This window comes from Mycobacterium sp. (assembly GCF_035274705.1).
GTDB lineage: Bacteria > Actinomycetota > Actinomycetes > Mycobacteriales > Mycobacteriaceae > Mycobacterium.
Genome location: NZ_DATENY010000103.1, coordinates 1 through 25746, shown reverse-complemented (window position 1 = coordinate 25746; position 25746 = coordinate 1). Strand labels below are relative to the sequence as shown.

Here is a 25746-nt window from a genome sequence, read left to right as displayed (position 1 = left end):
CAAAACCGGTAACGTCATTACCGGATCGACGACCGGAGGTTTCCATGGAGAAGGCGACATCAGACTCAGCTGCCCGCGTCGACACCGAAACCCGCGAGAGACGCTTCATGAAGTCGGCGCTGGCGATTCTCGGTGAAACCGGTCGTACTGATTTCACGGTGCTCGAGGTGGTGGAGCGGTCCAAGACCTCGCTGCGGTCCTTTTACCAGCACTTCTCCACCAAGGACGAGTTGCTGCTGGCGCTGATCGACAAGATCATGTCCGAGTCGACCCGCAAGTGGCGAGAGGACACCGAGGGGCTGCCGCCCGTCGCGGCCCTGCGCGTGCTCATCGACCGCATCTGCATGCCCGCCGAATCGACCACCCAGGACAAGGTCAACCGCGGCCTCACTTACTACAACGACCACCTGGCCGAGACCCTGCCTCGGGAGTACGCCCGGGTGCTTTCCCCCGTGCATGACCTCATCAAAGACATCATCAACCGCGGCATCGCCGACGGTTCGTTTCGCGCCGGCCTCGACGTCGACGCCAGCGCCGCCCTGATCATGCAATCGGCACTTGGCGCCATGCGGCTACAGGTTCTTGGCGCCGAACTGAACGGCGTCCCTGTCAACGCCGACCACATCTACGACTTCTGCGTCAGCGCGCTGATCCGGCCCGACCAACCCGTCTGACCTGCGCGATACCGGCGTGAGAAAGACCTTCTCATGGAGTGGTGTTTTCGCTGGTCCAGAAATGGTAATGTCATTACCACCATCAGGCAATGCGGCTTCCAGGAGGCGAATATGCCGGCACGCCAGCTTCCCTATCCGGTGTTCGACGCCGATAACCACTTTTACGAGCCCAAAGAGGCGCTGACCAAGTTCCTTCCGGACCACCGCAAGAACGTCATCGACTACATCGAGGTCCGGGGCCGCACCAAGATCATGGTGCGCAACCAGGTCAGCGACTACATACCGAACCCCACCTTCGAGGTCGTCGCCCGTCCGGGTGCCCAGGAGGAGTACTTCCGGCACGGCAGCGGCGGCAAGAGCTTCCGCGAAGTGATGGGCAAGCCCATCAAGGCGATCCCCGCATTCCGGGAACCCGCCGCGCGGCTGGAGGTCATGGACTCGCTCGGCCTGGATTACTCGTTGATGTTCCCGACCCTGGCCAGCCTGGTCGAGGAGCGCATGAAGGACGACCCCGAGCTGATTCACGACGTCATCCACGCGCTCAACGAGTGGATGTACGAGACGTGGCAGTTCAACTATGAGAATCGGATCTTCTCCACGCCGGTGATCACGCTGCCCATCGTCGACCGCGCCCTCGAAGAGCTCGAGTGGTGTTTGGAGCGCGGCGCGAAGACAGTGCTAGTCCGGCCGGCACCGGTGCCCGGCATGCGCGGCAGCCGTTCGTTCGGTCTGCCAGAGTTCGATCCGTTCTGGCAGGCCTGCGTCAACGCGGGCATTCCGGTGTCGATGCACGCTTCGGACTCCGGCTACGCCGAGTACCTCAACGATTGGGAGCCCGCCGACGAGTACCTGCCGTTCAAGCCGACCGCTTTTCGCATGGTGTCGATGGGCAAGCGGTCCATCGAGGACTCGATGGCGGCGCTGGTCTGCCACGGCGCGTTGACCCGCAACCCGGATCTGCGCATCCTGTCGATCGAGAACGGCGCGGATTGGGTGCCCTACCTGTTCAAGCAGTTCGAGGGCGTCTACAAGAAGATGCCGCAGGAGTTCCCTGAGAACCCGATCGACGCCTTCAGGCGAGGTGTCTACGTTGCCCCGTTCTGGGAGGACGACTTCGCCAAGATGGCCGGCTTGCTCGGCGTCGACCGAGTGATCTTCGGTTCCGACTGGCCACATCCAGAGGGGCTGGCGGAGCCGACCAAACTGATCGACGACCTGCAGGGACTCGATGAGCAGGGCCAGCGGAAGGTCATGGGAGGCAACATGATCGACCTGTTCAAGGTGCCCAACGAGATCGTCCACAATCCCGATGTGCCGGAACTCGTCCTCGCCTGACAGTAAGGGCTCATCGTCGCGAACGTGCGTGTCGACTCGTTGGCACGACGTTCGCATCACATTGAAAGCGAGCTGCGCGCCGTGACCGAAGCCGCAAGTCCCGAACGACTGCTGTTCGCCTCGACGACACAGTCGTTCCTCGAAAAGGAAGCGTCGCTGGACCGGCTGCGTGAACTTCACGCGGCCGGCATTTCCTTCGAGACGGCCTGGTGGCACCGTGCCGCAGAGCTTGGCTGGACGAGCTTGCTGGTGCCGGAAGAACTAGGCGGCGGCAGCGTCTCGGGCAACGGGGTGGCCGACCTCGCGTTGGTCGCCGAGCTGGCAGGCAGGACCGTCGCGCCCGGACCGCTGCACCCGGTCACCACCGTCCTGGCTGGACTGGTCGAGGTGCCCGAAAACCACGAGGCGACAATCGAATCCCTGGTCTCGGGTGAAGTCGTGGCGTCCTGGGCGGTCTATGAGCCGGGCAAGCCGTGGTCACCCTTGGACGCGGCTGTCACCGCGACGCCGACAGCGTCGGGTTACCGCATCGACGGCGTGAAGGATCGCGTCGAGGCGGGCGCCGAGAGCAGAGTTCTGCTGGTCGTCACCCGATGCGACGGTGCGGTGCGCCAGTTCCTGGTGCCGACAGACGCGCCCGGTGTCCATGTGGAGCCGCAACGCTCGATCGACATGGTGAAGAGCTATGCGCGTGTACATTTCGACGGTGTCGAGGTCGACGCGTCAGCAGCTGTCGGATCTGCAGAGCAGACGCCGTCGCTGATCGCACGACAGAGCCAGATCGCGCAGGTGCTGCAGTGCGCGGAGGTGGTCGGCATTCTCGACGCGGTGCTGGCCTTCACCATCCAGTGGGGACTCGACCGGCATTCCTTCGGCCGCCCGCTGGCGTCGTATCAGGCACTCAAACACAAGTACGCCGACCTGAAGATCTGGTTCGAGGCGTGCCGCGCAACGACGAACGCTGCGGTGGCGGAGGTCGCCGCCCGCTCGCCCGGCGCCGACATGGCCGTCAGCGTCGCGAAATCCTATGTGGGCGAACACGCCCCGGGCATGCTGCAGGACTGTGTGCAGTTGCACGGCGGTATCGGTGTCACGTGGGAGCACGACCTACACCTGTACCTGCGGCGAGTCACGTTGTACCGCTCGATGTTCGGCACGCCCGAAGACCACAACCTGCGCGTCTATGACCTCACCAAGGTGCTGGAGCCCGCCTCATGACCGAGACGGCATCAGCGCCGACACAGACGGAATCGGTCGAGGAGTTCGCCGCGCGCGCCCGCGCGTGGCTGGCGGACAACCTGCCACCGATCGATCCGAACAACCCGCCCGAACACGACCGGGGCGAAGAGGAACCGTGGCTGCGTGCCCGTGAGCTCCAAAAGAAGCTCTACGAGGGCGGTTTCGCGGGCATCTGCTTCCCGAAAGAGTACGGCGGCCTTGGACTTCCCATCGCCTACCAGAAGGCGTTCAACAACGAATCCCGGTGCTACGAGCTGCCGGTCATCCTGAACACGCCGACCTTCACCATCTGCGCGGCGACCATCCTCGACACCGGGTCTGAAGAGCAGAAGCATCAACATATTTCGGGCGTACTGCGCGGTGATGAGGTACTTGTCCAGCTGCTCTCGGAGCCCAGCGGTGGGTCGGATCTCGCAGGCGTCATCACCCGTGCAGACCGTGTTGGCGACAAGTGGGTGATCAACGGCGCAAAGACGTGGAGCACCAGCGCGTTCGCCGCCGACTACGGGCTGATGCTGGCCCGCACCGACTGGGATGTGCCCAAACACGAGGGCCTGACGATGTTCCTGGTGCCCATCAACAGCCCAGGCATCACACTGCGTCGCATCAAGCAGGTCAACGGATCGGTCGAATTCTGCGAAGAGTTCTTCGACAATCTCGAGCTCGGTGACTACGCGGTCGTCGGCGAGGTCAACGGCGGCTGGCACGTCGCATCCCGGCAGCTCTACCACGAGCGGCGTGCCGTCGGCGGCGGGTCGGAGTTCGCGAGTGGCGTTGGCGCCGAGGGTAAGTCCGATGTGCCCATCGACTACGTCGCCCTGCTGGAGCAAACCGGCCAGGCCGACAACGAACGCGCCCGCGAAAGGGCTGGCCGGGCACTGGTGCACCGGGCCGTACGTGAGCAGCTCATCGACCACGTGTATCACGGTGTCCTCGACGGCTCGCTGCCGCCGGCGGCCGGGTCGATCATTCGTGTCACACACGCCGAAACCCATCACCTGGAGTTCGATACCGTGCTGGCGCTCACTGGTAGTTCGGGCGTGGTCGACGTCGACGATGACCTCATCCGCCATGGCGAGCGATACCTGTCGCGGCAAGCCGCTGCACTCGGCGGCGGTACCACCGAGATCGCAAAGAACATCATCGGCGAACGCGTTCTTGGCCTCCCGCGCGAGTACGCCGCCGACCGTGGTGTGCCGTTCAATCAGGTCAAGCGCAACAAGAGCTGAGGCAGCGCGTGGGCGATCCACCGCTCGTACTGTTGCGGTGACCAGCCCGCGTCGACGGTGAAAAACGAATACACGTACGGCGACCCGATGACCGCCATCGCGTCGGCCGCCTCCTGCATGGTCAGCCCTTTGCGCAGAGCTTTCGGGCCGAGCTCGGCGATCCATCGCCGACAGTCGTCTCGAAGGCGGTCAATGAGCGTCGCACGCAGCTCACCAAGCGAGGGATCGGCCCCAGCGGCCTGCTCCATTACTCGAATCAGCGGAGCCACTCGTTCATTGATGTTGCGTAGAAAGCCCGCGTAGGCGGTCAGGTCGGCCTCGGTCTTCAATCCGGGGAACCGGTCGAAAATCGGCACATCGGCGTAGTCACCGACGACCGCAACGTCAATGGCTCGACCCAACACGCCCGCCTTCGAGCCGAACGTGGCGTAAATCGTCTGCGGCGATACGCCTGCGGCGTCGGCGATCTGACCGATCGAGGTCGCGACAAAACCATTCTCCAAGAACAGCTTCCTAGCCTCGTCGACGATGCGCCGGTGCCTCGCCTCGGCATCAGCCTGGCGCCGGGTGCTGTCGTACTTGCGACGCCCGTCTGAATCTCTTGACACGTCGCGCCCACTTTCCATATAGTCCGCTCTAATCAATATAGCTCACTCTATCCAACCTACACCCGGAGGTCCCGATGACCGCTGTTCCCGACGCTCCAATCCAGGCCGATCTGGATTGGTGCACCATCCGCGACCAGGCCGGCGCGTTCGTCACCACCGAGTACGCGTCACTAGACCGCACGGGATCCCCGGTGACCTGGCCTGTGACGCCGTACCTCGGCGAGCACACGATCGACGTTTCGACGGGACTGACGTATCCCCTGAAGGCTGAACGGGCTCGGCGCAACCCGAAGGTCACGCTGTCGTTCTCCCTGCCGCGCGGCTCGGGTCTCCAGAGTCCGGGCACCTTCGTCGTGCAGGGGCTGGCGACTGTGCGCGACGCCGATCTGCGGGCCAACTCCGCACGGTATCTGGAAGTTTCGAACGCGCGCTTCCCGCAGATGTACGCCGCCATGCCCACCGCGATGCTGCGGGGTATGGCGTTCTACTGGTCGCGCATCTGGATCGAGGTCACGCCGGTGCGCGTGTTGTGGTGGCCCAATGGCGATCTCGATTGCGCACCTCAGACGTGGCTGCCCACAACCGCATTGACTGCTCCGCCGTCGGACCCGGCTCCGGCCGGCCGCGGCGCAGGGTCGTGGAAGAACACGACACCCGTCGACTGGAACCGGCGTACTCGCGGCGCCCTTGATCGGCTCGGCATGCCGGTGCTCACCACCGTGACAACCGACGGATGGCCGCTACCGCTGCGGGTACGCGACGCTGAACCGACGGAGACCGGTTTCCGCGTGCGCCCGCCGGCAGGTGTCGACGTGCTGCCCGGCGCGGCTAGCCTGACGTTCCACGGCCACGGCGAGGTTTTCGACAGCCAGGAGAACATCGGGCTTGTGGGTGGCTGTCACGTAAACGGCGACGGCTCAGTCGAGTTCGAGGCACGTCGCGCTCTCAACGACTTCATCGTCCCGAAGAATCCGCTCCGCCGGATGATCTACCTGGCCTCGGCGGGCCGCCGCCTGAGCAAGCGGTTGGATGCAGAAGCGGCGCGCCGCGGCCAAACAGTGCCGCGGTTCGCGGATCTCGGTTTCAGCAAGGGCTAGAACAAGGTCGGCTGCAGGACCTCGGCGGGCGGTGCCGCCGGGGCCACAGCCGCCCGGAAGGATCGGCGGTCCGGCGCCAGCCCGTATTTCGCGATCAGCGGCGTCGTCCGATCGTGCAGCATCGTCTTGTAGTCCGACGGCAAATAGGCTCCGCGCCGGTACAACTCGCGGTAATCCTTCACCAACTCCGGATGCGATTTCGCCAACCAGGCCATGAACCATCCGCGCGTCGAGCCGCGCAGATGCAGACCGAACACCGTCACCCCCGTCGCGCCGGCCTCGGCGATCTGGCGCAGCAGTGCGTCAAGATGCTCGACGGAATCCGTCAACCGCGGCAGCACCGGCGCCACCATGACGTGACAGCCCAGCCCTGCTTCGCGGATGGCAGAGATCAAGCCCAGCCGCGCCTGCGGTGACGGCGTACCGGGCTCGACGTCCTTGTGCAGCTCAGGATCGCCGACGGCCAGTGATACCGCGACGCTGACGTCCACCCGGCGGGCGGCCTCGGTGATGAGCGGCAGGTCGCGGCGCAGCAGCGTGCCCTTGGTGAGGATGGAAAACGGTGTATCCGCATCGGCCAGGGCGCCGATGATGCCAGGCATCAGCGCGTAGCGACCCTCGGCCCGTTGATAGGGATCGGTGTTGGTACCCAACGCGACGGTTTCGCGCTGCCACGACGGCCGGTGCAACTCACGCCGCAGGACGTCGGCGACATTGGTCTTGACCACGACCTGGGTGTCGAAGTCGGTGCCGCAGTCCATATCGAGGTACTCGTGCGTGGGCCGGGCGAAGCAATACCGGCAAGCGTGTGAACAGCCGCGGTACCCGTTGACCGTGTAATTGAACGGGAGCATCGACGGAGCCGGGCGGCCGGCGACATTGGGCCGAGCGTTGGGCACCTTGTTCAGGGCGCTCTTACACAGGACTTCATGGAAGGTGATGCCCTCGAACTGCGGCGTACGCACGCTGCGGACGAAGCCGATGCGCTGCAGGCCAGGCAGGGCGCCGTCGTCCACGCTGACGCCCTGGCCATCCCACCGCATACATTCTATTCGAACTCTTGTTCGATGTGATGTCAAGGTAATTACCCGCTTGTCTCTATGATACTCGCATGCGTATATTCGGCTACGAATATTAGTCGGGAGGGAGTCCTGATGGCCCAGAAGCGCAAGGTCGCGAACCTGATGGCGCTCGCGGTGCTGGCTACGGTCGTTCAGCGACCGATGCACCGCTACGAGATGGCATCGGTGATGCGGGCCCGCGGCAAGGACCGCGACATGGACATCAAGTGGGGGTCGCTCTACACGGTCGTGCAAAACCTCGAGCGCAACGGCTACCTCGAAACGATCGGCGTCACCCGCCAGGGGGCCCGCCCCGAGCGCACGGTCTACCAGATCACCGACGCTGGGCGCGTCGAACTGATCTCCTGGACCCGCGAGCTGATCGCCGAACCGGAGGCCGAACACACTCGGTTCATCGCAGGGTTGTCCGTGCTGGCCGTGCTCACCCCGCAGGACGTCGCCGACTTGTTGCGCCAGCGGGTGCAGCGGCTGACGGACTCGCTCGACGCACGGCGCACTGAGCTCGAACTGGCCACCGACGTGCCGCGGCCGTTCCTCATCGAAGACGAGTACCGGATCGCGATGACGCAGGCCGAAATCGAATGGACGCGATCGTTGCTCGACGAATTCTCCGCCGGCACGTTCCCGCAGCTGGACGTGTGGCGGCGCTGGCACGAAAACGGCGAAATCCCAGCCGAATTCACCGAGCTTGCCGAACGCGGCACAGAGCACAACCAGGAGGAGGAGTAGATGCCCGCAGCGCAGACCGCTCTGGTGATCGGCGGCGGTATCGCCGGGCCGGTGGCAGCGACCGCACTGACCATGGCTGGTATCGATGCCAGGGTCTACGAAGCCCGCACGGCCGATCCTGCATCGGCCAGCGGTATCGGCGGATCGCTGGCACTGGAGCCCAACGGCTTGGCCGCATTGCGCATCGTCGGGGCCGACGACGCGGTGCGCGCCGTCGCAATACCGATCACGCGATCGGCGATGTCGATCGCCAGCAGACCCGGCCACGAGATGCCTGTGCCACAAGGCCTTCCGCCGCGACAGCTGGTCGATCGCGGTGCGTTACATCGTCTGCTTCGCGACGGCGCGGAGCGCGCCGGTGTGCGAATCCACCACGGCAAGAGGCTGATTCGCGTCGACGAACGGCCGGATAGTGTTACCGCCCACTTCGCCGATGGCAGCAGCGCGAGCGCCGACGTGCTCATCGGCGCCGACGGCGTGCACTCGACGGTACGTGGACTCATCGATCCCGACGCGCCCAGCGCGCGCTACCTCGGTCTGCTCGGATTCGAAGGACTGGTCGACGACGCCTTAGTTGATCCAGCTACGGCGTCGCTTGAATCAGGCGCGATGACGTTCGCATTCGGCCGCCGCGCGTATTACCTGTACTGGAAGCGGCCCGACGGCCGGATCGGCTGGGGCGCGAATCTGCCGTCGCCGCAATACGTCAGCCTCAAACAGGCGCGCGCGGTGCCGGCCGAAGATTGGCTGCAGACACTGCGCACGACCTACGCGAACGACGTTCCTGGCGCGAGGCTGGCGGCCGAGACAACCAGCGAGAGCCTGCAGGCCGTCGGTGCGCTGCACATCATGCCGCCGGTCCCCCACTGGCACCGCGGCCGCATGGTGGTGGTCGGGGACGCGGTGCATGCCCCGTCCAACAGCACTGGTCAGGGTGCTTCGCTGGCGATGGAAAGCGCAATCCAGCTGGCCCGTTGCCTACGCGACCTGCCCGATGTGTCGTCGGCGTTCGAGGCCTACGAGCGGCTGCGCCGACCGCGGGTGGAGATGATCGCGGCTCGCGGCGCCCGTATCAGCCATGCCAAGGCACCGGGACCGATTGCACAGCGCATGATGCGGCTGCTGTTGCCGCTGATGGTCAAGACGATGAACCTCGAGAAGACGATGGGCGCCGAACAGCGTTACACCATCGACTGGGACGCTCCTGCACAGGAGGACGCCAAAACGTTCGCATGATGGGCATCATGCGACTAGCATGATGACCATCATGCGAAAGGTCGGTAGCGCTCGAGCGGACAGCAAGCGGGAATCCCTGGACAAAATCCTCGAGGCGGCCGCGCGCCGGATCCGCGAAGAGGGCCTCGATGGCGCGGCGATCGTGCCGGTGATGCGCGACGCCGGGTTGACGCATGGTGCGTTCTACTCGCACTTCGCCAACAAGGAAGAGCTAGCCAGCGCAGCGTTCTCTCGCGCGATCACCACCGGCCGTGCGCACTGGATCAAGTCAGGTCGCGGCGAGGCGTGGAGAGATCGGCTGACCGGTCTGGCCAAGCGCTACCTCACTACCGCTCATCGCGACGACCTGTCCACCAGTTGCGGATTCGCGACATTGAGCTCCGACGCGGCGCACGGCTCCGAGCAATTCCGTGCCAGCTACGAACGTGAACTGCGCACGTCGCTTTCGGCGATTTGCGACGGCGATGACGCCCGCCTCGACGATGCGATCGCGTTGATGGCGCTGTGTGTCGGTGGGATGTCGCTGTCGCGCGGAGTGGTTGACGCCAAGTTCTCTGCGCGCATCCTGCGGGTGGCCAGAGAAGCAGCCGCCAAACTCGCCGACAACCAACCACATTGAGGAGGAAGCCAATGCCGGGATCCAAGCCGTACGGGCGACTGCAGTACAAGGAGATCAACGGCAAGCGGATGGCCTATATCGACGAGGGCCAGGGAGACGCGATCGTCTTCCAGCACGGCAACCCCACCTCGTCGTATCTGTGGCGCAACGTGATGCCGCATGTGGAGGGTCTGGGCCGGCTCATCGCGTGCGATCTGATCGGCATGGGCGGCTCGGACAAGCTCGACGACTCAGGCTAGGGCCGCTACCACTATGCCGAGCAGCGCGACTACCTCTTCAAGTTGTGGGACGAACTCGATCTGGGCGACCGCGTGATCTTGGTATTGCATGACTGGGGCTCGGCGCTGGGCTTCGACTGGGCCAACCAACACCGTGACCGTGTGGCGGGCATCGCATATATGGAAGCGGTTGCGATGCCGGTCGATTGGGCCGATTTCCCCGAGCCCGTAAAGGCGGTATTCCAGGGCTTCCGGTCGCCGCAGGGCGAAGCGATGGTGCTGGACAACAACATGTTCGTCGAGGCAGTGCTCCCCGGGGCCATTCAGCGCACGCTCAGCGACGAGGAGATGAACCACTACCGCAAGCCGTATCTCAGTCCGGGCGAGGACCGGCGACCGACGCTGTCGTGGCCGCGCAACATCCCGATCGAGGGTGAACCGGCCGACGTCGTCTCCATCGTCAACGAATACGGGGAATGGTTGGCCCGCAGCGATGTGCCCAAGCTCTTCATCAAGGGCGAGCCCGGCGCTCTGGTCCGTGGCCGCGTCCTCGATTTCGTCCGCACGTGGCCCAATCAAACCGAGGTATCGGTGCCGGGTGTGCACTTCATCCAGGAGGACAGTGCGGATGAAATCGGCGCGGCCGTTGCGTCGTTCGTTCGCGCGGTGCGTTCAACCGCTTAAGGCCGAGCCTCGAACACAAGGTTGAACGGAGTCTCCGTGGCGCAGCGGAAACGACTGAAGCCTTTCGCTGACGGTCATGGTCGGCTCCTTTGCCGACCCTCGCGGCTCGAGCGTCTTTGTCGGCTACGACCTCGATTACGTCACCATCACCGATCCACAGACGTGATCGCCACCAGCGGCAGTGACCGTCACCCGATTCTGAAGCCGACAGATCGGCCCGACGCGGCGGTCGAGGGCACGGTATTCGCGGTCAACGAAGCTGATTTGGCCGCCGCCGACGAATACGAGGTCGACGACTACATCCGCATCGCTGTGCCGCTGCGTTCAGGCGGCCAGGCGTGGGTCTACACGTTCGCCGGTTGAATCACCACTGCGACAGCTGGCACTGCAGGTTGTAAGGAGCGTCCTGCTGAACGACCAACTGTCCGTCAACGGCGATCTCGCAGTGAGGATTCGGCGCGGCCTGCCCGCCGTGCGTGGTGCTGCTCACGGTGAAGATCGCCCACTGCGGGTCCGCGAGCGTTGTCTCGAACACCCACGGCACGCCCGGCGCCACATTGACCGTCTCCCGCTTCACGAACGCATACGCGTCGGCGTTGTAGGCGGCCTTGCTCGGAGGTTGAGTCGTCAGATAGAACAGGTCGAAATCCGCACCGCCTGCCGACGTGAGCGTGTACCGCACCTGGTGAGTGGCCGGGTCAGCGCTCGACGTGCCATGACTTATCGCAATTCCGGCAGCAGCCACCGCCAACGCTGCCCCGACCCTGGCTGTCGTTGTTCGCATGTCCGTCACATCGACGCACCGTACCGGATCGTTACAACACGCGTCACACAGCTACCTCGCGGCGGATGAACTGCAAACAAACTAGCCCCACGTACAGGTTTATCTGTTCGTCACACACAGACATTTCACAGAAACACAGGCGCTCTAACGTCCCGATTCGACGCCCCGAGGGCGTCTTCACTTTCGCGCTCCTGCCGTTGCTCATCCTTCCGATGAGCGCTGCTGACATTCGAGAAAGGCTGTTCATGCGACTACCTCGACGCTCCTCGTTGAAAAGGTCGGCCCTAGCTGCGGGAAGTGTCGTCGCCGCGACCAGCCTCCTATTGTCCGGCTGCGGAAGCAAGGCCAACCAGACCGATGCGGCAAACGCCAAATCCTGCGTCGACACCTCAGGCCCGACCATCAAAGTGGGCGCGCTGAATTCGCTGTCGGGGACCATGGCGATCTCCGAAGTCACGGTGCGCCACGCGATCGACTTGGCGGTCGAGCAGATCAACGCCTCGGGCGGTGTGATGGGCAAGCAAATTCAGCTCGTCGGCGAGGACGGCGCGTCCGAACCGACGGTGTTCGCCGAAAAGGCCGAAAAGCTGATCAGCAGTGACTGTGTGGCGGCGGTGTTCGGCGGCTGGACCTCATCGAGCCGCAAGGCGATGTTGCCGGTCTTCGAAGGCGCCAACTCGCTGCTGTACTACCCCGTGCAATACGAGGGTCTGGAGTCGTCGAAGAACATCTTCTACACCGGCGCCACCACCAACCAGCAGATCGTCCCGGCGCTCGACTACCTCAAGGAGAAGGGCATCAAGTCGCTGTATCTGGTGGGCAGCGACTACGTGTTCCCGCAGACCGCCAACCGAATCATCAAGGCGTACGCGGCCGCCAACGGCATCGAGATCAAGGGTGAGGACTACACCCCGCTCGGCTCGACCGACTTCTCCACGATCGTCAACAAGGTCCGCGGTTCGAACGCCGGTGCGGTGTTCAACACCCTCAACGGCGACTCCAACGTTGCGTTCTTCAAGGAGTACACCAACGCCGGTCTGACGCCGCAGAAGATGCCAGTGGTCTCGGTGTCGATCGCCGAGGAAGAGGTGACGGGCATCGGCGCGAAGAACATTGAGGGCCAGTTAACGGCGTGGAACTACTACCAGACTGTCGACAGCCCTGTGAATAAGGCGTTCGTCAAGGCGTACAAGGACAAGTACGGCGCCGACAAGCCCACGTCGGACCCGATGGAGGCCGCCTACGTGTCGGTCTATCTGTGGAAGAACACCGTCGAGAAGGCGAAGTCGTTCGACGTCAAAGCAATTCAGGACAATGCGGGCGGTGTCACGTTCGACGCACCCGAGGGTTTGGTCACCATTGACGGCGAGAACCATCACATCACCAAGACCGCGCGCATCGGTGAGATCCACCCAGACGGCCTGATCTACACGATCTGGCAATCGCCCGGGCCGATCAAGCCGGACCCATACCTGAAGAGCTACCCGTGGGCCGCGGGTCTCTCCAGCTGAGATGGATGTCCTGATTGGACAGCTGGCAACGGGATTGAGCCTCGGCTCGATCCTGTTGCTGGCCGCGCTCGGGCTGTCACTGACGTTCGGCCAGATGGGCGTCATCAACATGGCGCACGGCGAGTTCATCATGGCCGGCTGCTACACGGCCTATGTGGTGCAGCAGACCGTGTCCAGTGTCGGTGTGTCCCTGCTGATTTCGTTGCTGGTTGGGTTCGTGGTCGGCGGAGCGATGGGCGCGCTGCTCGAGGTCACACTCATCCGGCGGATGTATGACCGGCCGTTGGACACCCTGCTCGTCACGTTCGGTGTCGGGCTGGTCCTGCAGCAGGTGGCTCGCGACATCTTCGGAGCTCCCGCGGTCAACGTCATTGCGCCGTCATGGCTCTCCGGTGGCGTGGAGATCCTCGGGGCCGTTGTGCCCAAGACGCGCATCTTCATCCTGCTGCTCGCGGTGGTCTGCGTGGCCGTGCTGGCCACCGTGCTGAAGGTCAGCCCGATGGGCCGGCGCATCCGTGCCGTGGTGGCCAACCGCGACCTCGCCGAAACCAGTGGGATCTCATCCCGGAAGACGGACATCACAACGTTTTTCATCGGCTCCGGCCTGGCCGCGGTGGCCGGTGTGGCGTTGACGCTGATCGGCTCGACCAGCCCCACTATCGGGCAGAGTTACCTGATCGACGCGTTCCTGGTAGTGGTGGTCGGTGGACTGGGTCAGATCAAAGGCACCGTCATTGCGGCGTTCGCGCTGGGCTTCTTGAACTCTTTCATCGAGTACAACACCACCGCGTCGCTGGCCAAGGTGATCGTGTTCGTGATCATCGTGATCTTCCTGCAGGTTCGGCCGCAGGGCCTGTTCACTGTCCGCACAAGGAGTTTGGTGTGAAAGCCGTACTTGGCCGCTGGCAGACATGGGCCGGTTTCGGTATCGCGGCGGTGGTGCTGTTCGGCGTGGCACCCGCGTTGCTGTCCGACTTCCGGCTCAGCCTGCTCGGCAAGTTCCTGTGCTACGCGATCGTCGCGGTTGGCATCGGGCTGGCGTGGGGCCGCGGCGGCATGCTGGTGCTGGGCCAGGGCGTGTTCTTCGGCCTCGGCGGCTACATGATGGGCATGCACTTGAAGATCGCCGATGCGGAACTGCGCGGCGACAAGGTGCCCGACTTCATGCAGATCGCCGGCGTACGCGTGTTGCCCGCGTACTGGGAACCCTTCGCCTCCCCGGCGTTCACGCTACTGGCGATCGTGCTGGTACCGACGGCGATCGCGGCAGCTCTGGGCCTGGGCGTGTTCAAGCGCCGCGTCAAGGGCGCCTACTTCGCGATCCTGTCGCAGGCGCTGGCGGCAGCGTTGGCGATCCTACTGGTCGGACAGACCAGCATCGGTGGCAGCAACGGGCTCAACAGGTTTCGCACGTTCTTCGGATTCACCCTCAACGATCCCGTGAACCGCCGGATGTTGTACTTCATCGCCGCGGCCGTGTTGCTCCTCGTCGTCGCGGTGGTGCGCCAGCTGATGCAGAGCCGCTACGGCGAGCTGCTGGTCGCCGTGCGTGACGGTGAGGAGCGGGTGCGCTTCCTCGGTTACGACCCGGCCAACATCAAGGTCGTCGCCTACACCGTCGCCGCATTGTTCGCCAGCATCGCCGGCGCATTGTTCGCGCCGATCGTCGGGTTCATCGCGCCGTCGCAGGTAGGCATCGTGCCGTCGATCGCGTTCCTGATCGGTGTGGCGATCGGCGGACGCACCACGCTGCTCGGTCCGGTGCTGGGTGCCGTCGGTGTTGCGTGGGCGCAAACCCTGTTCTCCGAGCGCTTTCCGTCGGAGTGGACGTACGCCCAGGGGCTGCTGTTCATCGTCGTCGTCGGATTCTTTCCCGCCGGGTTCGCCGGGGTCGGTGCGCTGCTGAGTCGACGACGCACGGCCAAGCCCGCAGTGGCCACGCCCGAACCCGAACCCGAGCCCGAGCCCGAGAAGGTTCCAGCATCATGACCGCCGTTGAACCAGTCGCCGGCGGCAACGTCGGCATGGGCACCGAGTACCTCGAAGTCCGTGGACTGACAGTTGATTTCGACGGTTTCAAGGCCGTCAGCGACGTCGACCTGACCCTCTTCCAGGGTGACCTTCGATTTCTGATCGGGCCCAACGGCGCAGGCAAGACCACGGTGATCGATGCGATCACCGGGCTGGTGCCAGCGACCGGGTCGGTCAGCAAGTCGGGTGTCGAGCTGCTGGGCAAGAAGGTTCACCAGATCGCCAGGCGCGGAGTGGGCCGGACGTTCCAGACGGCAAGCGTTTTCGAGCAGTTGACAGTGCTGCAGAACCTGGACATCGCCGCGGGCGCCGGCCGTTCGCCGTGGACCCTGCTCAGGCGCCGGTCCTCGGTGCTGCCGTCGATCGAGGTGGCGCTGGAGACAACCGGTCTGACGGCGCTGGCTGACAAGCCGGCCGGAGTGCTGGCGCACGGACAGAAGCAGTGGCTGGAAATCGGGATGCTGCTGGTGCAGAACGCCGACGTGCTCCTGCTCGACGAGCCAGTCGCAGGCATGAGCCATGAGGAGCGCGAGGAAACGGGAAATCTCTTGCGCCGTATCGGTGCTGAGCGAACCGTCGTCGTCGTCGAACATGACATGGACTTCATGCGGGCGTTCGCCACATCGGTGACCGTGCTGGCCCGCGGGCAGGTGATCGCTGAGGGTTCGGTGGCCGAAGTGCAGGCCAACCCGAAGGTGCAGGAGGTCTACCTGGGTACCGCGGCCGCTGGCGCTGAAGGCATTCCTGACGAACTCATCGAGGAGAGCTCCTGATGCTCCAGCTTGTCGACGTGCACACCGGCTATGGACGCTCCGAAGTAGTCCACGGAGTGAGCCTCGAGGTGCCTTCCGATGGGGTGGCCGCGGTGATGGGTCACAACGGGGCAGGCAAGACCACGCTGCTGCGCGCGGCTGTCGGACTGTTGAAATGCTCGGCAGGCAAAGTGCTTTTCGACGGTGACGACATCACGAAGCTGCGGCCGAGCGCGCGGGTGGCGCGCGGCCTGGCGTATGTGCCGCAGGGTCAGCAGTCATTCGGCCAGCTGACGACGGCGGAGAACCTTCAAGTCGTCGCCGACGGACGAAAGAACGGCAAGGCGCTGATCGACGAGCAGCTCGACCTGTTCCCGGCGTTGAAGGAGCTGCTGACGCGGCGGGCCGGTCTGCTGTCTGGCGGCCAGCGTCAGCAGTTGGCGATTGCGCGTGCTTTGATCACGTCGCCGAAGTGTCTGATTCTCGATGAGCCGACAGAAGGCATTCAGCCGTCGGTGGTCGCCGAGATCGAAGAGGCGATCACAGCATTGACCCGCCGCGGCGATATGGGTGTCTTGCTCGTCGAGCAGCACATCGGCTTCGCACTGGAATCCTCGCAGCGCTACTACATCTTGGAGTCCGGACGCGTCACGTCATCCGGCACCGGCGGCTCGGCATCCGAAGCCGACGTCCGCGCCGCGATGGCCATCTAATCCCCCAACTCGGCGACGTCGATCGGGTGCCCACCGCGATCGTGTGTGGTCGCTGACGCCTTGCGAGCGTGCGCATTTGCACGCATTTTCACGGCGTGTCGCGTACAGACACGCACGCTCGCGGGTTAGAGGTGCGGGTTAGACGTGCAGGCGTGAGAGAACTTCGGCGAGAACGCCGTCGGCGGGCACGTCGACCTGCTCCCCCGTCGCCAAGTTCTTCACACCGACTGTGCCGGCCTCGATGTCGTTCTCGCCGAGCACCAAAGCAATCGAGGCACCCGAGCGGTCGGCGGAACGCATGGCGCCCTTGAGTCCGCGGTCGCCGTAGGCCAGGTCGACGCGCACACCTGCGGCCCGCAGCCGTGCCGCCAACACCGCAAGCTTGATCTTGGCCTGCTCTCCGAGCGGCACACCGAACACGTCGACTCGCGCGGTCCCGCCAACTGTCTTGCCCTCGGCCTTCAACGCCAGCAGGGTCCGGTCGACACCGAGCCCAAACCCGATGCCGGACAAGTCTTTTCCGCCCAGCTGGTGCATCAGGCCGTCGTAGCGGCCGCCGCCGCCGATGCCCGACTGTGCGCCCAACCCGTCGTGCACGAACTCGAACGTGGTCTTGGTGTAGTAATCGAGACCGCGCACCATTCGCGGGTTGATCACATACTGCACGCCCAACGCATCCAGGTGTGCGAGCACCGTCTCGAAGTGCTGCTTGGCCACATCGGAGAGGTGGTCCAACATGACCGGTGCATCATCGGTCAGCTTACGTACTGCAGGGCGCTTGTCGTCGAGCACCCGCAGCGGGTTTATCTCGGCGCGCCGACGCGTTTCCTCGTCGAGGTCAAGCTTGAACAGGAAGTCCTGCAACAGTTCCCGGTACTGCGGCCGGCAGCTGTCGTCGCCCAGCGACGTGATCTCCAGACGGAAGCCGTCGAGCCCCAGCGACCGGAAACCCGCGTCGGCCAGCGCGATCACCTCGGCGTCCAGTGCGGGGTCGTCGACGCCGATCGCCTCCACGCCGACCTGATGCAGCTGCCGGTAGCGGCCGGCCTGAGGGCGCTCGTAGCGGAAGAACGGCCCGGCGTAGCACAACTTGACGGGCAACGGTCCGCGGTCCAGGCCGTGCTCGATCACCGCCCGCATCACACCCGCGGTGCCTTCCGGGCGCAGCGTGACCGAGCGGTCGCCGCGGTCGGAGAACGTGTACATCTCCTTGGACACCACATCGGTGGACTCGCCCACGCCACGCGCGAACAACGCGGTGTCTTCGAAGATCGGCAGTTCGATGTCGCCGTACCCGGCACGGCGCGCGGCGTCGAGCAGACCATCCCGCACGCCGACGAACTGCGCCGAGTCGGGCGGCAGGTAATCCGGGACGCCCTTGGGCGCCTGAAAGTCACTCACGAAATCAAGCCTTCGAGGAACGGGTTGGTGCGGCGTTCGAAGCCGATCGTGGTCTTCTCACCGTGTCCCGGTAGTACCACGGTGTCGTCGTCGAGCACCAACAGTTTTGTCACGATCGAGCCCAACAGGTCCCGGCCGCTGCCGCCCGGCAAGTCGGTTCGCCCGACCGACTGACGGAACAGGGTATCGCCGCTGAAGACGACCTCTTCGGGGCCGTCCGCGACCCGGAACACCACCGAGCCGCGGGTGTGGCCAGGCGTGTGGTCGACGGTCACCGTGACGCCACCCACGTCGATCTTGTCACCGTCCTTATCCAGCTCGACGACCTGCTTGGGCTCGCGGAACAGCGCGCCGAACGCGGAGCGGGCCAAGCCCGCGATCAAACCGAGCCCGAAGTCCTTGATCGGGTCGGTCAGCATGAACCTGTCCTCGGGGTGGATGTAGGTGGGGCAGCCGTACATGTCGGCGACCTTCTGTGCCGACCAGATGTGGTCGACGTGCCCGTGGGTCAACAGCACTGCCGACGGGGTCAGGTGGTTGTCGTCGAGGATCTGTCGCAGCGGACCCATCGCCCGCTGACCCGGGTCGACGATGACGGCGTCGCCGCCGGCTCGCGGAGCCAGCACGTAGCAATTGCACGCCAACATGCCGGCCGGGAATCCGGTGATCAACACGGCGTCCAGTGTCCCATCCTCGATTCGAGTGGGTCGCGACGCCCGTACACAGCAACGCCTGGCACACTCGTTGCCGATCGACGTAGACACGAGGAGGACACCGGCGGTGCCGACCAACGAACAACGGCGGGCAACAGCGAAGCGCAAACTCGAGCGGCAGCTGGAGCGCCGGGCAGAGAAGGCCCGCAGGCGTCGCATCTACACGATCGTCGGGTCCGCAGTGGCCGCGATCGTGGTGATCGGCGCCATCGTGGCCACGGTCGTCATCACCAATCGCGACTCCGGCAGCCAGACCGCGTCGGCCGCCACCACCACGCCGACGACCGCGACCAGCGCTGCCCCGTCGGCACCGGGTCAGCTGCCCGCCTTCGCCGCGCCGGCCAACCTGGGCGCCAACTGCCAGTACCCGGCCTCGCAGGACAAGGCGAGCAAGCCCGTCAACCCGCCGCGCACGGGCAAGGTGCCGACCGAGCCGGCGCAGGTCAGCGCCAGCATGTCGACCAACCAGGGCAACCTCGGGCTGCAACTCGACAACGCGAAGTCACCGTGCACGGTGAACAGCTTCGCCAGCCTGGCCCAGCAGGGCTTCTTCAAAGACACCCCATGCCACCGCCTGACCACCTCCGAGGGCCTGGCGGTGCTGCAGTGCGGTGATCCGACGGGCCAGGGCACCGGCGGGCCGGGCTACCAGTTCGACAACGAATACCCGACCAACCAGTTCCAGCCCGACGATCCAAAGCTGCAGGAGCCAGTGGTCTACCCCCGCGGCACCCTGGCCATGGCCAACGCCGGGCCCGGCACGAACGGCAGCCAGTTCTTCCTCGTCTACAAGGATTCGCAGCTGCCGCCGAACTACACGGTGTTCGGCACCATCGACCAGACGGGCCTGGCGACGCTGGACAAGATCGCCGCGGCCGGCACCGCCGACGGCGGCCCGGACGGCAAGCCCAAGAACGACGTTCAGGTCAAGTCGATCCTGCTGGACTGATGACGTGACCACTCCGCCGCCGTACGGCGCCTATCCGCCGCCGTACGGGCATCCGACGGGGTACTACGGCTATCCGCAGCCGCAGCCGACCAACGCGATGGCGGTCGTGTCGCTGGTCTGCGCTTTGTTGTTCGCGCCGCTCGGCATCGTGTTCGGCCACATCTCGCTGTCGCAGATCAAGAAGACCGGTGAAGAAGGCCGCGGGCTGGCCATCGCCGGATTGGTGATCGGATACATGATCACCACGCTGACCGTCGTGGCGATCGTGGTGAGCGTGTTGTTCGTCGTACTGGTAGCGCAAAACCTCGAGCGGTTGGACGGGATGATTCCCGGCTACCCGAGCATCACAGCGACACCGACGCCGCCTGGCCAAGCATTGCCACCGTTCAAGCCGCCGGCCACGCTCGGCTCCAACTGCCAGTACCCGTCGACGACCGAACCGCCGAGCAAGCCCGTCAAGCCGCCGCAGATCGGCCGGATCGCGACGGATCCGGCACTCATCGGCGCGACGCTCACCACCAATCAGGGCGCCATCGGGCTGCAGCTGAACAACGGCCAGACCCCGTGCACCGTCAACAACTTCACGAGCCTGGCGCGACAGGGCTACTTCGACAACACCCCCTGCCACCGGCTGACCACCTCACCTCAGATGGGCGTGCTGCAGTGCGGTGATCCGACCGGCAGTGGTAAGGGCGGACCGGGCTACCGGTTCCCCAACGAATACCCCACCAACCAGTACCGGTTGACCGACCCGGCGCTGAAGGTTCCTGTGGTGTATCCGCGCGGAACGCTGGCGATGGCCAACGCCGGACCGGGCACCAACGGCAGCCAGTTCTTCCTGGTGTACGAGGATTCGGCGCTGCCGCCCACCTACACGGTGTTCGGCACGATCGACCAGACCGGCCTGGCGACGCTGGACAAGATTGCCACGGCCGGAACCGTCGACGGCAGCGAGGACGGCAAGCCGGCCCTGGCCATGACGATCACGTCGGCGCGGGTCGGCTAACGCGCACCTTGCTGAGGAGCGCTAGTGCCCTGAGTCGTCAATTCCGCGCCGCTTCTTCGCATTTGCGGTGAGACCGCAGTTGTCGTGGAAAAGGGCGAGTAGCGGCCACGCTAACTGCAGTCTCGACAGTGTCGCATGCCCGGCGTTCGCCGGAGTCTGCCTCAGAACTTGTCAATCGGGACACAATCTCGATGCACGCTCTCGTAGGCTCCTGGTTTCGAGTCGATTACTTGCTCGGCGCGGTCTTGATGTAGAACTGGACGTCGTCGCCCTCGACCTTGGTGACCTTCATGTGGGCGGTGTAGTCCTTGCCCTCAGGTCCGGTGAAATGGCACTCGAATTCGGTGTCAACCTTCGCGTCGACCCCGGACGGACATTTCACGTCGTTGGGCTTGAATCCGGTCTGCTTGGAGACCAGGTCGACGACCGACGCCGCGGCGCCCTCCGGCTTGATCGTTGAACCACAACCGGCCAACACCATTGCGAGCGAAGCGACGAAAACCACCAATGCAGTCCGCATCGCCGCAGTATTGCAGATCTGGCAAATCGCCAACGGGATTTGCCAACGCTAGGCGGCAGATGTGACGCGGTAGACGTCGTAGACGCCCTCTACGTTGCGGACCACGTTGAGCACATGGCCCAGATGCTTGGGGTCGCCCATCTCGAAGGTGAACCGGCTGATCGCCACCCGGTCGTTGGACGTCGTCACCGATGCGGACAAAATGTTGACCTTCTCGTCGGCCAGCACACGAGTGACGTCCGAGAGCAGCCTATGCCGGTCGAGCGCCTCGACCTGGATGGCCACCAGGAATACCGACGACGGCGACGGCGCCCATTGGACATCGATGATGCGCTCCGATTGTTCTTGCAGCGACGCGGCATTCGTGCAGTCGGTGCGGTGCACGCTGACCCCACCGCCGCGGGTGACGAAACCCATGATGTTGTCACCCGGCACGGGCGTGCAGCACTTCGCGAGCTTCGACAGCACGCCGGGCGCGCCGGGCACCGCCACACCGACATCGTCGGTGCTGCGCGGACGCATCGGCATCGTCGCAGGCGTAGAGCGCTCGGCGAGTTCGTCGGTGGCTTCCTCGTCGCCACCGAGCTGGGCCACCAGTCGCTGCACCACGTGCCGGGCGGACACGTGGCCCTCCCCCACCGCGGTATACAACGCGGACACGTCGGCGTATCGCAATTCGCGGGCCAACGCCGCCATCGACTCGGCATTCATCAAGCGCTGCAATGGAAGTCCGCCGCGACGCACCTCACGCCCGATCGCGTCCTTACCCGATTCCAGCGCTTCCTCGCGGCGCTCTTTGGCGAACCATTGCCGGATCTTTGCCTTCGCACGCGGCGACACAACGAACTGCTGCCAGTCACGCGACGGGCCGGCATTGGGCGCCTTCGACGTGAAAATCTCCACCCGCTCGCCGTTTTCGAGCTTGCGTTCGAGCGCGACGAGCCTGCCGTCGACCCTCGCCCCGATACAGCGGTGGCCGACCTCGGTGTGCACCGCGTACGCGAAGTCCACCGGTGTCGACCCGGCCGGCAGCGTGATCACGTCGCCCTTCGGCGTGAACACGAAGATCTCTTGGGCAGCAAGGTCGTAGCGCAACGATTCGAGGAACTCGCCGGGGTCGGCGGCCTCACGCTGCCAGTCGATCAGCTGTCGCATCCACGCCATCGCGTCGATCTCGGCAGCGGCGTGCGGATGAGGAGCGTTGCGGCCCTTGGCTTCCTTATAGCGCCAGTGCGCGGCGATGCCGTACTCGGCGGTCTTGTGCATGTCGAAGGTGCGGATCTGAATCTCGAGCGGCTTGCCTTCGGGACCGACCACGGTGGTGTGCAGTGACTGATACACGCCGTACCGCGGCTGAGCGATGTAGTCCTTGAACCGGCCGGGCATCGGCTGCCACAGCGAATGCACCACGCCCACAGCGGCATAACAGTCGCGGATCTCGTCACACAGGATTCGCACGCCGACCAGGTCGTGGATGTCGTCGAAGTCGCGGCCCTTGATGATCATCTTCTGATAGATCGACCAGTAGTGCTTGGGGCGCCCCTCGACCGTTGCGTTGATCTTCTGCGCGCTCAGCATGGCGTTGAGCTCGTCGCGCACCTTGGCCAGGTAGATGTCTCGCGATGGCGCCCGGTCGGCGACCAGCCGCACGATCTCCTCGTACTTCTTCGGGTGCAAGATCGCGAACGACAGATCTTCCAATTCCCACTTGACGGTCGCCATGCCCAGCCGATGTGCCAGTGGCGCAATCACTTCCAGCGTCTCGCGGGCCTTGCGGGCCTGCTTCTCGGGTGGCAGGAATCGCATGGTGCGCATATTGTGCAACCGGTCGGCGACCTTGATGACCAGCACCCGGTAATCGTGGGCCATCGCGATGATCATCTTGCGGATTGTCTCGCCCTGGGCGGCGCTGCCAAGTGCGACCTTGTCCAGCTTCGTCACCCCATCGACGAGATGCGCGACCTGTTCACCGAATTCTTCCGTCAGCGCTTCCAGTGTGTAGCCGGTGTCCTCGACGGTGTCGTGCAGCAGCGCGGCGATCAGCGTGGTGGTGTCCATGCCGAGCTCGGCCAGGATGTTGGCCACCGCCAGCGGATGGGTGATGTAGGGGTCACCGGAGCGCCGTAATTGGTCGGCGTGCCGTTGCTCGGCGACCTCGTAGGCCCGCTGCAGCAGCGTCAGGTCGGCCTTCGGGTAGATCTCGCGGTGTACGGCTACCAGCGGCTCGAGCACCGGGTTGACCGTGCTGCGCTGTGAGGTCATCCGCCGGGCCAGCCGGGCCCGTACACGCCGCGACGCGCTCGTCGAGACCTTGGGGATCTCCAGCGGCTGCGTTTCGGGAATCTGTGCCCCTGTCGGAGGTACCTGCACGGCCTGTCCCGTGCCGGGATCGTCAGCCATGATCACCTCCTGAGTCCGTCAGACTTCGAGGATATCGCTCAGACCGTATGCAAGCTGCTGACCGGTAATGGTTTGACCACGTCGCGACCCCCGAGCGCGGCCAGCTCGAGCACCACGGCCGCCCCCGTCACCGTCGCGCCGGCGTGCCGCAGCAGCTGAGCCGTCGCGGCAAGGGTCCCGCCGGTGGCCAGCACATCGTCGATGATCATGATCGACCGGCCCGACAGCTCGATGCCGTCGGCCGGCACCTCCAGCGTCGCGGTGCCGTATTCCAGCGTGTAGGTCTCGCTGTGCACCGGCGGCGGCAACTTGCCGCCCTTACGCACCGCGAGCACGCCGATACCGAGCTTGATGGCCACTGCGCCGCCCAAAAGGAAGCCACGAGCGTCCACGCCCGCGACCAGATCGGCACCCTTGGCGATGTCCGCGAGTGCCTCGGACACGGCGTCCAGACCCCGCGCATCGGCCAGCAGCGGCGTCAGATCCTTGAACTGAATGCCCGGCTCGGGAAAGTCGGCCACCTCGCGCGTCAGCGACGCGATCACCTGCGCAATGTCGCTCACGTCGCCAGCACCCACCGGTCCATGTTCCACCCTGCGCCCCATCGAGTCGGATTGCTGCTCACGGCATACATCTTCTTCGATGTCACCAGGGTTCGCTGCTGACGATAAAGCGGAAGCGTCGGCATGTCGGCCCACAAAATTGTGCCGCCCTCACCGAGCAGGCGGGCCAATTCCTTGGGATCCGACGTCACCGCCATCGAGGCGATGATCCCGTCGATGCGCTCATTGGAATAGCCCGAAAGGTTGTTGCCGTTGCCGGTGTGCAGCTCGTAGGCGTCCATAGCCGATGCGCCGCTGGATCCGCTGCCCGCCGCGCCGCCGGTGCTGGCGACCAGGACGTCAATCTCGCTGTTGCGCAAGGTCAGTGGTCCCGTGGTTTCCGACGCGGCGTCCTGGACGGTGATTCCGGCCGGCGCGCAAGCCTTCGCGATCGCGCCGACGGTCGCGGCGAGGCGGGCGTTCGGACTCTGATAGCCGATGCGAACGGTCAGCGGCTGCCCGTTGATCGCGGCACGGGCAGCGTCAGGGTTGGCGACGGTGAATTGACCGGCCTCGACCTCGCCTTCCGCGGCTCCGAACGCGTCCTCGGTCGCCGGGTTGAGCCGCGCGTTGGCGATCGGCACCTCCGCGTTCTTGGCGATCATGTCCCGCGGTGTGCACAGGGCCAGCGCCCGGCGGGCCGGCGGGCCGGCCAGCGGCCCCTGCGGCGCGAAGATGAGCTGCTCGATGCCCGCCGACGCAGAGTCGGTACGTGTGTAGCCGTCGGGAAGGTTCAGCGTCCCCGACGAACCCGCGGCGATGTCGACGACGTCGTACGCGCCCTGGTTGATGCGGTCCTGGATATCGGCGCCGCGCGGCCACACCGTCACCTTGTTGGTGACCGGCTTTGCGCCCCACCATTTGTCGTTGGCGACAAGCACGACCGCGCCGTCCTTCGTGACCGAGTCGATCTTGTACGGGCCGGACGACGGAAACTTCTTGAGGTCAACACCGGGTTTGAGGTCCCAGGTGCTGTTCCACACCTGGGCGATGCGGTCGACGGTCGGGCCGTCGTTGTTGAGCAGCGCGGTGGTGACATCGATGCCGAGCTCGTCGGCGATCACGTGTGACGGCATCATCGACGTCGCCGCGAACAGCTGGCCGAAGTCGACGAACGCGCGATCCTGCACGAACGAGACGCGCGCCTTCTTCTGCCCTGGCGCGCAATCGACGGACGCGATGTCGCTGTAGCCGGCCCGATTGGCCGCGTCGAACGACGGGAACCGCCCGGACTGTGAAGCCCAGGCCAGCACCATGTCATCGCACGTGATCGGTTTGCCATCCGAATAGACCGCGTTGGCCGCGATCTCGTAGTCGAGCACCAGAGGTGCCCGCCCCACCACGGAGATGCTGCCGAAGTCGTGGTCGCCGACGATCTGACCGTCGGGCCCGTGGTAGTTGAAGCCAGTCAGAACGCGGGCAAATGCCTGCGGGCCGCCCGACGCCGCACCGGTGGTGGTGTTGGTGTTGTAGGTGACCAGCGTGCCGTCGACGGCGTAGTCGATGGCGTCGGCGGCGCTGTCCGAACACCCAGACAGGCCCAGCGCACCGGCCACCGACAGCACGGACGCGACCAACACAGCACGCCGGCTCCGCAATGTCATGCGACCTACC

General features: G+C 65.0%; 24 protein-coding genes and 2 pseudogenes. 17 read left to right on the top strand and 9 right to left on the bottom strand.

Translation table 11 applies throughout. The annotated features are described in order from the left end of the window. The first annotated feature begins 44 nt into the window (after nt 1-44). The 4 genes from VJV41_RS21845 to VJV41_RS21830 all read left to right on the top strand — a co-directional run bounded on the left by VJV41_RS21845 (nt 45) and on the right by VJV41_RS21830 (nt 4477). Nucleotides 45-674, top strand: a complete 630-nt coding sequence (locus VJV41_RS21845; protein ID WP_325337155.1) for a TetR/AcrR family transcriptional regulator — start codon at nt 45-47, stop codon at nt 672-674. Nucleotides 675-785: 111 nt separating this feature from the next. Beyond that, nucleotides 786-2009, top strand: coding sequence for an amidohydrolase family protein (locus VJV41_RS21840; RefSeq protein WP_325337153.1), 1224 nt, complete (start codon nt 786-788; stop codon nt 2007-2009). A gap of 81 nt (nt 2010-2090) precedes the next feature. Continuing rightward, nucleotides 2091-3227: an acyl-CoA dehydrogenase family protein gene (locus VJV41_RS21835; protein ID WP_325337151.1), complete on the top strand. Its 1137-nt coding sequence runs from the start codon at nt 2091-2093 to the stop codon at nt 3225-3227. Next, on the top strand, nt 3224-4477 hold the full coding sequence (locus tag VJV41_RS21830) for an acyl-CoA dehydrogenase family protein (RefSeq protein ID WP_325337149.1): 1254 nt from the start codon (nt 3224-3226) through the stop codon (nt 4475-4477). Before VJV41_RS21835 ends, VJV41_RS21830 begins: the two co-directional genes overlap by 4 nt. On the opposite strand, the gene VJV41_RS21825 is transcribed toward VJV41_RS21830, so the two are convergent. After that, nucleotides 4453-5085 carry a helix-turn-helix domain-containing protein gene (locus VJV41_RS21825; protein WP_325337147.1) on the bottom strand — a complete coding sequence of 211 codons (633 nt, stop codon included), beginning with the start codon at nt 5083-5085 and terminating at the stop codon, nt 4453-4455. The genes VJV41_RS21830 and VJV41_RS21825 overlap by 25 nt on opposite strands. Before the next feature lie 74 nt (nt 5086-5159). On the opposite strand from VJV41_RS21825, the gene VJV41_RS21820 reads away from it, so the two are divergent. Next, nucleotides 5160-6182, top strand: coding sequence for a hypothetical protein (locus VJV41_RS21820; protein WP_325337145.1), 1023 nt, complete (start codon nt 5160-5162; stop codon nt 6180-6182). On the opposite strand, the gene VJV41_RS21815 is transcribed toward VJV41_RS21820, so the two are convergent. Beyond that, the gene (locus VJV41_RS21815; protein ID WP_325337143.1) at nt 6179-7225 is read right to left on the bottom strand and encodes an Rv2578c family radical SAM protein; all 1047 of its coding nucleotides are present in this window, start codon (nt 7223-7225) and stop codon (nt 6179-6181) included. The genes VJV41_RS21820 and VJV41_RS21815 overlap by 4 nt on opposite strands. Nucleotides 7226-7336: 111 nt before the next feature. Here VJV41_RS21815 and VJV41_RS21810 point away from each other — a divergent pair, with 111 nt between their 5' ends. The 5 genes and pseudogenes from VJV41_RS21810 (at nt 7337) to VJV41_RS21790 (ending at nt 11113) form a co-directional block, all read left to right on the top strand. Further along, nucleotides 7337-7993 (top strand): PadR family transcriptional regulator, encoded by a 657-nt coding sequence (locus VJV41_RS21810; protein WP_325337141.1) that lies wholly within the window; start codon nt 7337-7339, stop codon nt 7991-7993. Then, on the top strand, nt 7994-9229 hold the full coding sequence (locus VJV41_RS21805; RefSeq protein ID WP_325337139.1) for an FAD-dependent monooxygenase: 1236 nt from the start codon (nt 7994-7996) through the stop codon (nt 9227-9229). 31 nt (nt 9230-9260) lie between these two features. Continuing rightward, nucleotides 9261-9848 (top strand): TetR/AcrR family transcriptional regulator, encoded by a 588-nt coding sequence (locus VJV41_RS21800; RefSeq protein ID WP_325337137.1) that lies wholly within the window; start codon nt 9261-9263, stop codon nt 9846-9848. A gap of 11 nt (nt 9849-9859) precedes the next feature. Then, a pseudogene (locus VJV41_RS21795) lies at nt 9860-10750 on the top strand (haloalkane dehalogenase). A gap of 76 nt (nt 10751-10826) precedes the next feature. Continuing rightward, nucleotides 10827-11113 (top strand): annotated as a pseudogene (locus VJV41_RS21790) (gamma-glutamylcyclotransferase family protein). A gap of 1 nt (nt 11114) precedes the next feature. Here VJV41_RS21790 and VJV41_RS21785 read toward each other — a convergent pair. Beyond that, nucleotides 11115-11534, bottom strand: coding sequence for a hypothetical protein (locus VJV41_RS21785; protein ID WP_325337136.1), 420 nt, complete (start codon nt 11532-11534; stop codon nt 11115-11117). Nucleotides 11535-11779: 245 nt separating this feature from the next. Between VJV41_RS21785 and urtA the strand changes: the two genes are divergently transcribed. The 5 genes from urtA to urtE are packed head-to-tail and all read left to right on the top strand — an operon-like array spanning nt 11780 to nt 16541. Continuing rightward, nucleotides 11780-13045: an urea ABC transporter substrate-binding protein gene (urtA, locus tag VJV41_RS21780; RefSeq protein ID WP_325337257.1), complete on the top strand. Its 1266-nt coding sequence runs from the start codon at nt 11780-11782 to the stop codon at nt 13043-13045. Between the two features lies 1 nt (nt 13046). Then, nucleotides 13047-13931 (top strand): urea ABC transporter permease subunit UrtB, encoded by an 885-nt coding sequence (urtB, locus tag VJV41_RS21775; RefSeq protein ID WP_325337134.1) that lies wholly within the window; start codon nt 13047-13049, stop codon nt 13929-13931. Beyond that, a complete protein-coding gene (gene urtC / locus VJV41_RS21770; protein ID WP_325337132.1) occupies nt 13928-15034 on the top strand; it encodes an urea ABC transporter permease subunit UrtC in 1107 nt (368 codons plus the stop codon). The genes urtB and urtC overlap by 4 nt, the downstream gene beginning before the upstream one ends. Then, nucleotides 15031-15849 carry an urea ABC transporter ATP-binding protein UrtD gene (gene urtD, locus VJV41_RS21765; protein ID WP_325337130.1) on the top strand — a complete coding sequence of 273 codons (819 nt, stop codon included), beginning with the start codon at nt 15031-15033 and terminating at the stop codon, nt 15847-15849. The genes urtC and urtD overlap by 4 nt, the downstream gene beginning before the upstream one ends. Beyond that, entirely contained in the window at nt 15849-16541 is a 693-nt protein-coding gene (gene urtE / locus VJV41_RS21760; RefSeq protein ID WP_325337128.1) for an urea ABC transporter ATP-binding subunit UrtE, read from the top strand. Before urtD ends, urtE begins: the two co-directional genes overlap by 1 nt. 138 nt (nt 16542-16679) lie before the next feature. On the opposite strand, the gene hisS is transcribed toward urtE, so the two are convergent. Both hisS and VJV41_RS21750 read right to left on the bottom strand, forming a co-directional pair. Further along, nucleotides 16680-17942 carry a histidine--tRNA ligase gene (hisS, locus tag VJV41_RS21755; RefSeq protein ID WP_325337126.1) on the bottom strand — a complete coding sequence of 421 codons (1263 nt, stop codon included), beginning with the start codon at nt 17940-17942 and terminating at the stop codon, nt 16680-16682. Continuing rightward, on the bottom strand, nt 17939-18616 hold the full coding sequence (locus tag VJV41_RS21750) for an MBL fold metallo-hydrolase (RefSeq protein WP_325337124.1): 678 nt from the start codon (nt 18614-18616) through the stop codon (nt 17939-17941). The genes hisS and VJV41_RS21750 overlap by 4 nt, the downstream gene beginning before the upstream one ends. A gap of 106 nt (nt 18617-18722) precedes the next feature. On the opposite strand from VJV41_RS21750, the gene VJV41_RS21745 reads away from it, so the two are divergent. Continuing rightward, entirely contained in the window at nt 18723-19604 is an 882-nt protein-coding gene (locus tag VJV41_RS21745; RefSeq protein WP_325337122.1) for a peptidylprolyl isomerase, read from the top strand. Nucleotides 19605-19608: 4 nt separating this feature from the next. Further along, complete coding sequence (locus VJV41_RS21740; protein ID WP_325337120.1) at nt 19609-20610, top strand: peptidylprolyl isomerase; 1002 nt, start codon at nt 19609-19611, stop codon at nt 20608-20610. Nucleotides 20611-20836: 226 nt separating this feature from the next. Here VJV41_RS21740 and VJV41_RS21735 read toward each other — a convergent pair whose 3' ends face one another. From VJV41_RS21735 to VJV41_RS21720, 4 genes are read right to left on the bottom strand one after another with little or no spacing between them, the layout of a single operon-like run. Beyond that, nucleotides 20837-21130 carry a DUF4333 domain-containing protein gene (locus VJV41_RS21735; RefSeq protein WP_325337118.1) on the bottom strand — a complete coding sequence of 98 codons (294 nt, stop codon included), beginning with the start codon at nt 21128-21130 and terminating at the stop codon, nt 20837-20839. Between the two features lie 48 nt (nt 21131-21178). After that, nucleotides 21179-23530 (bottom strand): RelA/SpoT family protein, encoded by a 2352-nt coding sequence (locus VJV41_RS21730; RefSeq protein ID WP_325337116.1) that lies wholly within the window; start codon nt 23528-23530, stop codon nt 21179-21181. A gap of 38 nt (nt 23531-23568) precedes the next feature. Further along, complete coding sequence (locus VJV41_RS21725) at nt 23569-24135, bottom strand: adenine phosphoribosyltransferase (protein WP_325337114.1); 567 nt, start codon at nt 24133-24135, stop codon at nt 23569-23571. Beyond that, nucleotides 24090-25736, bottom strand: coding sequence for an ABC transporter substrate-binding protein (locus VJV41_RS21720; RefSeq protein WP_325337255.1), 1647 nt, complete (start codon nt 25734-25736; stop codon nt 24090-24092). Before VJV41_RS21720 ends, VJV41_RS21725 begins: the two co-directional genes overlap by 46 nt. Between the last annotated feature and the right edge of the window lie 10 nt (nt 25737-25746).

What these genes read in the sequence shown, in the direction of transcription:
- VJV41_RS21845 (WP_325337155.1), top strand. Translation starts at nt 45, where the DNA reads ATGGAGAAGGCGACATCAGACTCAGCTGCCCGCGTCGACACCGAAACC.
- VJV41_RS21840 (WP_325337153.1), top strand. Translation starts at nt 786, where the DNA reads ATGCCGGCACGCCAGCTTCCCTATCCGGTGTTCGACGCCGATAACCAC.
- VJV41_RS21830 (WP_325337149.1), top strand. Translation starts at nt 3,224, where the DNA reads ATGACCGAGACGGCATCAGCGCCGACACAGACGGAATCGGTCGAGGAG.
- VJV41_RS21820 (WP_325337145.1), top strand. Translation starts at nt 5,160, where the DNA reads ATGACCGCTGTTCCCGACGCTCCAATCCAGGCCGATCTGGATTGGTGC.
- VJV41_RS21815 (WP_325337143.1), bottom strand. Translation starts at nt 7,225, where the DNA reads ATGCGGTGGGATGGCCAGGGCGTCAGCGTGGACGACGGCGCCCTGCCT.
- VJV41_RS21810 (WP_325337141.1), top strand. Translation starts at nt 7,337, where the DNA reads ATGGCCCAGAAGCGCAAGGTCGCGAACCTGATGGCGCTCGCGGTGCTG.
- VJV41_RS21805 (WP_325337139.1), top strand. Translation starts at nt 7,994, where the DNA reads ATGCCCGCAGCGCAGACCGCTCTGGTGATCGGCGGCGGTATCGCCGGG.
- VJV41_RS21800 (WP_325337137.1), top strand. Translation starts at nt 9,261, where the DNA reads ATGCGAAAGGTCGGTAGCGCTCGAGCGGACAGCAAGCGGGAATCCCTG.
- VJV41_RS21785 (WP_325337136.1), bottom strand. Translation starts at nt 11,534, where the DNA reads ATGCGAACAACGACAGCCAGGGTCGGGGCAGCGTTGGCGGTGGCTGCT.
- urtA (WP_325337257.1), top strand. Translation starts at nt 11,780, where the DNA reads ATGCGACTACCTCGACGCTCCTCGTTGAAAAGGTCGGCCCTAGCTGCG.
- urtB (WP_325337134.1), top strand. Translation starts at nt 13,047, where the DNA reads ATGGATGTCCTGATTGGACAGCTGGCAACGGGATTGAGCCTCGGCTCG.
- urtD (WP_325337130.1), top strand. Translation starts at nt 15,031, where the DNA reads ATGACCGCCGTTGAACCAGTCGCCGGCGGCAACGTCGGCATGGGCACC.
- urtE (WP_325337128.1), top strand. Translation starts at nt 15,849, where the DNA reads ATGCTCCAGCTTGTCGACGTGCACACCGGCTATGGACGCTCCGAAGTA.
- VJV41_RS21735 (WP_325337118.1), bottom strand. Translation starts at nt 21,130, where the DNA reads ATGCGGACTGCATTGGTGGTTTTCGTCGCTTCGCTCGCAATGGTGTTG.
- VJV41_RS21730 (WP_325337116.1), bottom strand. Translation starts at nt 23,530, where the DNA reads ATGGCTGACGATCCCGGCACGGGACAGGCCGTGCAGGTACCTCCGACA.
- VJV41_RS21725 (WP_325337114.1), bottom strand. Translation starts at nt 24,135, where the DNA reads ATGGGGCGCAGGGTGGAACATGGACCGGTGGGTGCTGGCGACGTGAGC.
- VJV41_RS21720 (WP_325337255.1), bottom strand. Translation starts at nt 25,736, where the DNA reads ATGACATTGCGGAGCCGGCGTGCTGTGTTGGTCGCGTCCGTGCTGTCG.